This is a genomic window from Dyella sp. (assembly GCF_036746095.1).
GTDB lineage: Bacteria > Pseudomonadota > Gammaproteobacteria > Xanthomonadales > Rhodanobacteraceae > Dyella_B.
This window is the reverse complement of the sequence record NZ_DAIOEU010000001.1, coordinates 240,885-250,848: the sequence shown is the minus strand read 5'-3', so window position 1 is coordinate 250,848 and position 9,964 is coordinate 240,885. Positions and strand designations below refer to the sequence as shown.

The 9,964-nt window shown below is 64.0% G+C and carries 9 protein-coding genes; all 9 read left to right on the top strand.

The window, feature by feature from the left end; all coding sequences use genetic code 11:
- Positions 1-25: 25 nt before the first annotated feature.
- Genes V7M64_RS00935 through V7M64_RS00895 form a run of 9 tightly spaced genes read left to right on the top strand, consistent with a single transcriptional unit; the run spans position 26 to position 9,851 of the window.
- Positions 26-1,141, top strand: a complete 1,116-nt coding sequence (locus V7M64_RS00935) for a polysaccharide deacetylase family protein (RefSeq protein ID WP_333676358.1) — start codon at positions 26-28, stop codon at positions 1,139-1,141.
- Positions 1,141-2,406: an O-antigen ligase family protein gene (locus V7M64_RS00930; protein ID WP_333676356.1), complete on the top strand. Its 1,266-nt coding sequence runs from the start codon at positions 1,141-1,143 to the stop codon at positions 2,404-2,406. The genes V7M64_RS00935 and V7M64_RS00930 overlap by 1 nt, the downstream gene beginning before the upstream one ends.
- Positions 2,403-3,761 (top strand): phenylacetate--CoA ligase family protein, encoded by a 1,359-nt coding sequence (locus V7M64_RS00925; RefSeq protein WP_333676354.1) that lies wholly within the window; start codon positions 2,403-2,405, stop codon positions 3,759-3,761. Before V7M64_RS00930 ends, V7M64_RS00925 begins: the two co-directional genes overlap by 4 nt.
- Entirely contained in the window at positions 3,758-4,897 is a 1,140-nt protein-coding gene (locus tag V7M64_RS00920) for a glycosyltransferase (protein WP_333676353.1), read from the top strand. The genes V7M64_RS00925 and V7M64_RS00920 overlap by 4 nt, the downstream gene beginning before the upstream one ends.
- Positions 4,894-6,063, top strand: a complete 1,170-nt coding sequence (locus tag V7M64_RS00915) for a glycosyltransferase family 4 protein (RefSeq protein ID WP_333676351.1) — start codon at positions 4,894-4,896, stop codon at positions 6,061-6,063. Before V7M64_RS00920 ends, V7M64_RS00915 begins: the two co-directional genes overlap by 4 nt.
- Positions 6,060-6,701, top strand: a complete 642-nt coding sequence (locus V7M64_RS00910; RefSeq protein WP_333676349.1) for a polysaccharide deacetylase family protein — start codon at positions 6,060-6,062, stop codon at positions 6,699-6,701. Before V7M64_RS00915 ends, V7M64_RS00910 begins: the two co-directional genes overlap by 4 nt.
- Positions 6,698-7,897 carry a glycosyltransferase family 4 protein gene (locus V7M64_RS00905; protein ID WP_333676348.1) on the top strand — a complete coding sequence of 400 codons (1,200 nt, stop codon included), beginning with the start codon at positions 6,698-6,700 and terminating at the stop codon, positions 7,895-7,897. The genes V7M64_RS00910 and V7M64_RS00905 overlap by 4 nt, the downstream gene beginning before the upstream one ends.
- Positions 7,897-9,084 (top strand): hypothetical protein, encoded by a 1,188-nt coding sequence (locus V7M64_RS00900; RefSeq protein ID WP_333676347.1) that lies wholly within the window; start codon positions 7,897-7,899, stop codon positions 9,082-9,084. Before V7M64_RS00905 ends, V7M64_RS00900 begins: the two co-directional genes overlap by 1 nt.
- Positions 9,081-9,851, top strand: a complete 771-nt coding sequence (locus V7M64_RS00895) for a glycosyltransferase family 2 protein (protein WP_333676345.1) — start codon at positions 9,081-9,083, stop codon at positions 9,849-9,851. The genes V7M64_RS00900 and V7M64_RS00895 overlap by 4 nt, the downstream gene beginning before the upstream one ends.
- Positions 9,852-9,964: the final 113 nt, after the last annotated feature.

Sequence of the window (9,964 nt, the reverse complement as noted above, 5' to 3'; positions counted from 1 at the left end):
CACACTCACCACTGAGGACTCCACCATGCTGACTCACGTAGAAAGTCACGGCAGGGCATCCGGCATCCGCGGGCGAGTGGCGGAATTGTGCTACAGCACCGGCGCGCTGCATTCACTGCAACGCATGCGCTCATGGTGGCAACGGGACCTGCGCATCCTCGCCTATCACCGGGTAATGCCGCTGCCCGATCCGGCCACGTTTGACTTCGACCTGGAATTGATCAGCACCACCCCGGAACGCTTCCGTGCGCAGATGCTGCACGTCAAGCAGCACTTCACGCCGGTAAGCCTGGGCGACGTCGCCGCCGCCTTGAACGATGACAATGCGCTACCGGCCGATGCGGTGGCGATCACCTTCGACGACGGCTACGACGATAACTACCGCATCGCCTACCCCATCCTGCGCGAGCTGGATATTCCCGCGACGTTCTTCGTCTCCACCGGCCACATCGATACCGGCAAACCATTCGGCTACGACTGGCTGGTGCACATGATCCTGCTGACCCATGCGCCACGGCTGGTGCTATCGGAAATCGGCATGGACGTGCCCATGCCGCACGATCGCGGCCTGCGGCGTTCGCTGGCCGGCACCGTCCTGAAGAACATGAAAAGCATCGACGCGATGAAGCAGGAAGCGATGATCGAGCGACTGGAGCAGGAGTGGCGGATGACCAGCAACGTGCGGCCGGACGATTGCCGCCCGATGACCTGGGACCAAGTGCGCGAGATGCACGCCGCCGGCTTCGACATCGGCTCGCACGGCGTCTACCACCGCATGCTGGCCAAGCTGTCCGGCGGACTCATGGCAGAGGAAATACGCCAATCCAAGGCAACGCTGGATCGCGAGCTTGGCGCTCCCGCCACCTTGATGTCCTATCCCGTCGGTGGCGACCGCGCCTTCGACGAGGGCGTGATGAACGCCACGCGCGGTGCCGGTTTTGATTTGGCCGTCTGCTACATCTGCGGTACCAATCCACGCCCGGCATCCAACCGCTATGCCCTGCTGCGCCTTCCGGTCGAACGCATGATGGGACCGGGCTGGTTTGCCGCGATGCTGGCGTTGCCAAGCCTGGTCAGCTACCCCACCGCCCATCACCCCAGCGCCCACCACGAGCCGGTACGCGAGCAGGTGCACGCCTGATGTTTCCGCTGATCCTGCTCTACCTGGTGCTGACCATCATCCGACCGCAGGAATACATGGCCGCGTTTACCGGCGTGCCGATCCTGCCGGTGGTGCTGGTCGCGGCTTTCCTGTGCTGGCTGGCGTCGAACGCCAAGACGTTCGCGGCGCCGCAATTCATCATCCTGCCCGTCTTTCTACTGGTGCTGATGATTTCTGTGGTGGTCAACGGCTGGTTCGGCGGCGCGCTGGATCAATTCGAAAAATTCGGGCCGACCGCCATCGCCTTCTTTGTGTTTGCGGCGGCATGCAACACGCAGCGGCGCGTGACGATCGCAATGGCCGTGTTCGTGTTGTGCTCGGTGGTGCTGGCCGTGCACGGCGTGCAACAAGCGAAGGACGGTGTCGGCTGGACGGGTGTGCCGATTTCCGAAGATGGGCGCATTCAATACGTCGGCATATTCAACGACCCGAACGACCTGGGCCTGCTGTTCGCCACCGCCATTCCCATGTCGGTCTATCTCAGTACGCTGCGCGGCTTGATGCTGCGCTTGTTCTGGCTGGCATGCGCAGCATTGCTGTTCTACGGCACCTATCTCACCAATTCGCGCGGCGCGCTGCTCGCGGTGCTGGTGGTGGCAGGGGTGTATGTCTGGCACAAACGCGGCTTCGTTACCGCCGGCACGCTGGGCGTGGTCGGCCTGGCCTGCATGAAGCTGCTGTCCTCGCGCATGCAGGACCTGGATCCGGACGAGGAATCAGCATCCGGACGCGTGAATGCGTGGTACGAAGGCCTGCACATGTTCCTGTCGCATCCGGTATTCGGCGTCGGTGCGGGCAACTTCACCGAATACAACGACCTTACCGCGCACAACTCGTTCGTGCTGGTGCTGGCCGAGACAGGCTTCGTCGGTTACCTGCTGTGGCTGGCCTTCGTCGGCTACGGCTTCTGGATGATGCTGACCGTGCTGCGCCACAGGCCGGATGGCCTCGATGACCCGGCGCGCGCCAAGGCATGGCAGAGCGAACAGCGCATGGCGCTGACCTTGCTGTTGTCGCTGTTCGGCTTGTTTTCGGCCGCGTTTTTCTTGAGCCGCAGCTACACGGTGGTGATGTATCTGCTGGCCGCGATGGTGGTGGGCTATTACATCGGTGCGCGGCAGCGCTTTCCCGGCCTGCGCCTGTTCAAGCTGGGGAGCAACGTCTGGTTCTGGTTCTCGGCCTCTGCCGGCAGCATCTTCGGCTTCTTCGTGCTGGTGGCGGTGCTGTTGCGGGTTTCCACATGAGCGGTCTCTACGAAACGGCCTTTCGGCGCGTACTGTTTCCCGCCTACGAGGCGGGCTTGCGCCGCCGCCGCACGCTGGCCTATCTCGACGCTTATCGGCGCGACCAGTGGCTGGCGCCGGAGCAGCTCGCGGCATTGCAATGGGAGCGGCTGCAGCGCTTGCTCGAACACTGTTACCGCGAAGTGCCCTACTACCGCCGGCGATGGCGCGAACTTGGGCTGACGCCCAAGGACATCCGCAACCTCGACGACTACGCGGCCCTGCCGATCCTGACCAAGGCCGACATCCGCGAGCATTTCGACGAACTCAAGGCCGAGTCCTGGCGCGATCGCCTGTTGTACAAGGCGACCGGCGGCTCGACCGGCGAGCCGATGCGCTTCGGCTTTACGCGCGAAAGCAATGACCGCCGCACCGCCGTGATGTGGCGCGGCTACGAATGGGCCGGCTCGCGCATGGGGCGCCGCACGCTGTTCCTGTGGGGCGGAACGGTGGGCGATCCCACGCGCGCGCATCAGCTCAAGGATCGTCTCTATAACACCGTGTTCGCGCGCCGCGTGCTCAACAGCTTCAAGATGACCGAGGCGAACATGGCCGAATACGCCGATGCGATCGATCGCTATCGGCCGGACATCATCGTCGCCTACGTCGGGCCACTGGTGCAGCTGGCCGAATGGCTCACCGCCTGCGGCCGCAAGATCTGGCGGCCGCAGGCGATCATCGGCGGTGCCGAAGCGATGCATGGCTTCCAGCGCGAGGCGATCGAGCAGGCGTTCATGGCGCCCGCGTTCAATACCTATGGTTGTCGCGAATTCATGTTGATCGGCGCCGAGTGCGAGCAACGCCATGGCCTGCACGTCAACAGCGATCATCTGGTGGTGGAGCTGCGTACCGCGCATGGCGCAGCAAGCGAAGGCCATGCCGGCGAAGTCGTCATCACCGATCTTTTCAACTACGGCATGCCGTTCGTGCGCTACGCCAATGGCGACATGGCGACGGCATCTGAAGAACGCTGCAGCTGCGGGCGTGGCCTGCCGCTGCTGGCGCGTGTGGAGGGACGCATCCTGGATGCGATTCGTACGCCGGGCGGGCACGTTTTGCCCGGCGAATTTTTTCCGCACATGCTCAAGGACGTTCCCGGCTTGCAGCGTTTCCAACTGGTGCAGCGGCGGCTCGACCGCCTCGATCTTTCCATCGTGCGCGGCGCCGGTTTCGACGACGCCTCGCTCGAATACATCCATCGCGAAGTCGACAAGGTGCTCGGCGACAGCGTGCAACTGCATTGCCACTTCGTCGACGAGATTCCGCTCACGCGCAGCGGGAAAATGCGCGTCACGGTATCGGAGCTGGTGCCGTGAACATTACTCATTTCGTCGAAAGCCTGGATCGCGGCGGCCTGGAGCGCATGGTGCTGGAGCTGGTGAAATACCAGCATCGGCAAGGCCATCGTTGCCAGGTGGTGTGTCTGTATTCGTCCGGTTCGCTGGCGCATGAACTGGATGAACTGGGCATTGCCGTCAAGGTATGCGGAAAACGCCAGGGCCTGGACCTGACGGCGCTGGCGCGTGCGCGCCGGATGGTACGCAGCCATGCCACCGAGGTATTGCATACCCACAACGCGGTCGCGCATTACCAGGCCGTGCTGGCGACGTGTGGCCTTCCGATGCGCCGCGTGATCAATACGCGCCATGGCATGGGCGTCAATCATCGCGCACGGCGGCGCGAATGGCTGTACCGGCGTGCACTGGCGCGCACCGATACCGTGGCTACCGTGTGCGAAGCGGCGCGCAGCGATGCGATCCGGCGCGGCATCATTCCCTCCGCCAAGGCTTGCGTGGTGCCGAACGGCATTCGCGTGGAAATGTTTGAAACCGCTTCGCCCTCAACACACGGGCATGTTGCGCGCCTGCTGAACCTGCCTGAGCAGACGCGGATCATCGGCACGGTCGGGCGCCTGAACTGGACCAAGGATCAGCTTGGCCTTATCCGCGCGTTCAAGCGCGTGCACGAGCAACATGCCGATACCGCACTCGTATTGATTGGCGACGGCGAACTGCGCGCCTCCCTGCAGCAGAGCGCCATCGACGAAGGCGTGAGCGATTGCGTGCATTTTCTCGGCGACCGCAATGACGTGCGCGAATGGCTGCAAGGGCTGGACCTGTTCGTGCTGTCGTCGCTGAGCGAGGGCTATTCGATGGCCTTGCTGGAAGCGAGCGCTGTCGCGCTGCCCATCATCGCTACCGACGTCGGCGGCAATGGCGAGATCGTGCGTAACGGCATCACCGGTAGCCTGGTGGCGGCCGGAAATCCGGCGGCGCTGGCCGACGCAATGCTCGCGCTCTTGCGCAACCCGCGGCATGCGCTGGGCCTGGGCCACGCAGCACGCGCGTGGGTCGAACGCTACGGCTCGCTGGAAACGATGGCGATGCGTTACGCGCAGCTTTATGACGGCGACGAACTTCACCAAGGCATTAGGGACGGCCAAACCGAATGAAAGTATTGATCCTCACCAATCTGTTTCCAACACCCTGGGATCCGCTGCGCGGCGCATTCAATCGCCAGCAGTTCGAACGCCTGGGGCAGCTGCATGACGTGGACGTCATCACCGCGATCGACTTTCGCGAACGGCTCGGCGAGCGTCGTGGCGAGGTGAACGCCCAGCATCTGCGCACCGATCATTTCGTGTTCGTGTTTCCGCCGCGCATCGGCCGCTCGCTGCACGCCATCTGCTGGCTCCTATCGCTGTTGTGGCAACGTGGCCGCCAGATACGGCGCGCCCATTACGACTGCATGCTGGTCAGCTGGGCTTACCCCGACGGCGCCGCCGTCGGCTGGTTGGCGCGTTGGCTGCGCATTCCCTATGTAGTGAAGGTGCATGGCAGCGACCTCAACGTGCAAGCCAATAACCTGTTGCAGCGCCCACAGATCCGCTCGGCGCTGAAGGGCGCGGCGGGCGTGGTGGCGGTAAGCAAGGCATTGGCGGCCAAAGCGGTCGGGTTGGGTACGCAACCCTCGCATGTGCACGTCCTTTACAACGGCGTCGACACCTCCATCTTCCATGCCGAAACGCGCGCCGCATCGCGCGCAAAACTGGGGCTTTCCACGTATTCGCCGCTGCTGCTGTTCGTCGGCAACTTGAAGCCGTCCAAGGGTTGTCTCGATCTGCTCGAAGCCTTTCCGGCGCTGCTCGCCGTCCAGCCCCTGGCTCGCTTGATCTATGTCGGCACGGGCGCGGCCCGCGCTGCCTTGATCGAACGCGCCAAGACACTGGGCTGCCTCGATCACGTCGAATTCGCCGGCGCAGTAGCCCACGGCGAATTAGGCGACTGGTTCCGTTCCGCCGACCTGCTGTGCCTTCCCAGCCACAACGAAGGCGTGCCGAATGTCGTGCTCGAAGCGATGGCTTGCGGCACGCCTATCGTCGCCAGTCACGTCGGCGGCATTCCGGAAGTGGTGCCCCACTACGCCGGCGTGCTGGTGCCGCCTCGCGCTCGGCAAGCGCTGTCCACCGCGCTCATCGAAGCCAGCGCACGGCGCTGGAACCACAAGCGCATCGCCACGCATGCACGCGGCTTTCGCTGGGAAGACAACATCCGCCAGCTGGATGCCATCCTGCACGCCGCCGTCGAATCCTCCGCCCCCGCTGGTGTTTCCGCATGAACATGAGACCGAGAAAACACCAGTGGCTGGGCCTGCTGCCGGACGTGTTGGTGCAAACCAAGGGCTCCGGTCGCGACAATATCCGCTACCTCACCTTCGATGACGGCCCCGACCCCACCTACACGCCGCCATTGCTGGATCTGCTCGCCAGGCACGGTGCAAAGGCGAGCTTTTTCCTGGTCGGTCACAAGATCGAGCGTCACCCCAAGCTGGTGGAGCGCATCATCGCCGAGGGGCACATGGTGGGTAATCACTCCTATAGCCATTGGTCGTTCAAGCGCATGACCACGCGCAAGAAGCTCGACGAAATCAACAGCACCGATGCCTTGCTGCGCGCCTTCGACGGAAGGCTCCACCATCGCATGCGGCCGCCGCATGGCTATGTCGGTGCGGACCTATTGTGCTATTTCGCCGTGCAGCGGCGCACGTTTGTCTACTGGTCGTACGACAGCCTGGATTACCAGGACCGTCCCAACCGCGTGATGGTCGAGCGGCTGCGCGCAGACCCGCCCTCGCCCGGCGACATCGTGCTGATGCACGACGACAGCGATCGCGCCCGCGATGCGCTGACGGTGATGCTGCCGGAATGGCTGTCCGACGGATACAGCTTCCATGCGCTGCCGCAGGAGGCGCGATGAACATCCTGTATCACCATCGCACCCGCGGGCGCCACGTCGAAGGCGTGCATATCCGTGGCATCGTGCATGCGTTGCGCGCGTTGGGGCATGCGGTATCGATCCTGTCGTTTCCCGGCGCCGATCCCGAATACGAATCGACCACGCAGGGCAGCTCCAAGCGCAGCCGCATCGCGGCAGCCATCACGCGGTTGCCGGGCGTGCTGTTCGAATGCCTCGAGCTTGCCTACAACGCCGTCACGCTCGTTCGTGTGGGCGCGGCGATCCACCGGCAACGCCCGCAGCTGATCTACGAACGCTATTCGCTGTTTCTGTGTGCAACGGTGTGGCTGGCGCGGCGGCGCGGCATTCCGTTGGTGCTGGAGATCAACGATTCGGCCCTGGTCGAACGCGTGCGGCCGTTGCGCTTGAAAGGTGTGGCGCGGCGCATCGAAGGCTGGTGTTTGCGCCATTGCACGGGCCTGGTGTTTATCTCGAGCTTTTTTCGCGACCAGGCGCAAGCTGCCTACGGCCGGATCGCGCCATCGGTGGTTTCACCCAATGCGGTCGACCTGTCCCGCTTCGATCCTGCGCGTTTTGACGCTGCCGCGTTGCGCGCCGAACGCGGGCTGGACGGCTGCATCGTCTGCGGCCATATCGGCGTATTCGCGCATTGGCATGGTGTCGATGCGTTTGTCGAAGCCATCGCTGCGCGCCTGCATGAAGCACCACAACTGGCACTGGTGTTTGTCGGGGACGGCAAGACCTTGCCGGCCGTACGTGCACTTGTCGCCGAACGCGGCCTGTCCGACCGCGTATTGCTGCCCGGCCGGGTTGCGCACGACGACATCGCCGGCTGGATCGCCTGCATGGATTACGCCGTGCTGCCCAATTCCAACCACTATGGCTCGCCGATGAAACTGTTCGAGCTGATGGGCATGGGTGTAGCGGTGGTCGCACCCGACTACGCGCCGGTGGCCGAAGTAATTAGCGATGGCGCCACCGGCTGGCTGTTTCCGCACGGCGAAATCGATGCGTGCGTGCAGCGCGTGCTTGACTTGTCCGCGCAACACGACGAACACCGGCGAGTGGGCGATGCCGCGCGCCGCTACATCCAGCGCGAGCGCCAGTGGCGCAATAACGCGGAACAGCTGCTTACCCTGATACCCGGCGCCCCTGCCCCGGTTGGCGAGCACGGCATGCTCGAAGGAGCGCACTGATGTGGACGATCGCGCTAATCGCCGCGCTTGCCCTGCTGCTGATGCTGGCCGTTGCCGTCACGCTGGCGATACGCGCGCGCCAGATGCAGATCTGGCTCGGCAGCTATATCCGGCGCAAACGTCCGCGCGTGACCGGCAAGCCGATCCACGTGATGTTCTGCTTCGTCGACCACTTTGAACCGGCCTGGGGCAAGGTCGACCTGTCCACCCAGCGTGCGCGCGTGGATCGCTGGTGCCGCGATTACCGCAAGCTTGCCGGCGCGCACCGCGACGCCGATGGACGGCCGCCGCAGCACACGTTCTTTTATCCCGAAGAGGAATACCTCGAAGAACACCTGGACAAGCTGGCGTCGTTGTGCGCGGATGGCTTCGGCGAAATCGAAGTGCATCTGCATCACGACAACGACACGCCCGACAACTTCCGTACCACCATCGACCGCTTTAACCGCGTGTTGCACGGACGGCACAACGCGCTGCCGCGCGATCCCCGAACCGGCCGACTGCGCTTCGGCTTCATCCATGGCAACTGGTGCCTGGACAACTCGCGCGCGGACGGTCGCTGGTGCGGCATCAACAACGAGCTGATCCTGCTGCGCGAACTGGGCTGCTACGCCGACTTCACCCTGCCCTCCGCGCCGAGCGAAACGCAAACGCGCATGATCAACGCGATCTATTACGCGACGGACGACCCTGCGCGGCCCAAATCGCACGACTCCGGCGAGCTTGTCCGCGTCGGCGGCAAACCCAGCGGCGATCTCATGATCGTGCAGGGACCGCTGGGATTGAACTGGCGCAGCCGGCGCCTCGGCATCGTGCCGCGTATCGAGAATGCCGACGTGCGCCGCGCCTGCCCGCCTACGCCGGATCGCGTCGACGCATGGATCAACACCGGGGTGCACGTGGAAGGACGTCCCGAGTGGGTGTTCGTCAAGATCCACACGCATGGCACGCAGGAGCGCGACATGGATACGCTGCTCGGCGACGCCGCCGACCGCATGCACCGCTACCTGGAGGACAACTACAACGACGGCAAGCGCTACGTACTGCATTACGTCACCGCGCGCGAGGTCTACAACATCATCAAGGCGGCGGAAGCGGGCTTGACCGGCAATCCGCATGGCTACCGCGACTACGAGCTGCCGCCCCCGGGCGTGCGTATCGCCAGCGCACATGACGTAACCGCATGAGCCGCGATCTCGTCAGCGTCATCATGCCGGTCTACAACGCCGAGGCGTGGCTGCGGCGCGCGATCGATTCGGTGCTTGCACAAAGTCATGGCGAGCTGGAGTTGATCGCCGTCGACGATGGTTCAAGCGACCGCTCGCCGGACATGCTCGATGCCTATGCAGCCATCGATGCCCGCGTGCGCGTGCTGCGGCAGCCGTGCAACAGTGGCGTGGCCGCTGCACGCAACGCAGGCATCGCCGCTGCGCGCGGCCGTTATATTTCGTTTCTCGACGCCGACGATTGGTGGCATCCAGCCAAGCTCGAACGCCAACTGGCCAGCGTGCGCCGCACCGGCGCCCTGGTGAGCTACAGCGCGTATTGGCGCGTCGCCGAAGACGGCCGCGTGCTGGGCAAAGTGACACCGCCGCCACAAGTGACGTGGCGGGACATGCTCGCCAGCAACTTCATCGGCAACTTGACCGGCATGTATGTGCGACGGCTTGGCGACATACCCTTCCAGCGCATCGGCCATGAGGATTATGTGTTCTGGCTGGAGCAGGTGCGGCGCGCTGGCTGTGCCGTATGCGTGGAATCGGACGAGCCGTTGGCCTGGTATCTGGTGCGCGAGCGATCGCTGTCGGCCAACAAGTTGCGGGCAGCGTCGTGGCAGTGGGAGATTTATCGCAGCGTCGCGAAGCTGGGGCTGATGCATTCGGCATACTGCATGGCGCGGTATGTGCAGCATGCGGTGATGAAGCGCAGAGGCCATCACGCAGAGCACGCCTAGGTCGGGTTACCCCGCGACGGCATTAAGGCAACACTGAATAAGTATCGCCGTCGTCACCAGCCCTGCGGCATGCGAACAGACGGGGCTGGTGACGACAGCGATACTTGATCAGT

Bases quoted from the DNA above. Each gene is read 5' to 3' on its own strand.
- V7M64_RS00935 (WP_333676358.1), top strand. From the start codon at position 26: ATGCTGACTCACGTAGAAAGTCACGGCAGGGCATCCGGCATCCGCGGG.
- V7M64_RS00900 (WP_333676347.1), top strand. From the start codon at position 7,897: ATGTGGACGATCGCGCTAATCGCCGCGCTTGCCCTGCTGCTGATGCTG.
- V7M64_RS00925 (WP_333676354.1), top strand. From the start codon at position 2,403: ATGAGCGGTCTCTACGAAACGGCCTTTCGGCGCGTACTGTTTCCCGCC.
- V7M64_RS00915 (WP_333676351.1), top strand. From the start codon at position 4,894: ATGAAAGTATTGATCCTCACCAATCTGTTTCCAACACCCTGGGATCCG.
- V7M64_RS00895 (WP_333676345.1), top strand. From the start codon at position 9,081: ATGAGCCGCGATCTCGTCAGCGTCATCATGCCGGTCTACAACGCCGAG.
- V7M64_RS00910 (WP_333676349.1), top strand. From the start codon at position 6,060: ATGAACATGAGACCGAGAAAACACCAGTGGCTGGGCCTGCTGCCGGAC.
- V7M64_RS00930 (WP_333676356.1), top strand. From the start codon at position 1,141: ATGTTTCCGCTGATCCTGCTCTACCTGGTGCTGACCATCATCCGACCG.
- V7M64_RS00905 (WP_333676348.1), top strand. From the start codon at position 6,698: ATGAACATCCTGTATCACCATCGCACCCGCGGGCGCCACGTCGAAGGC.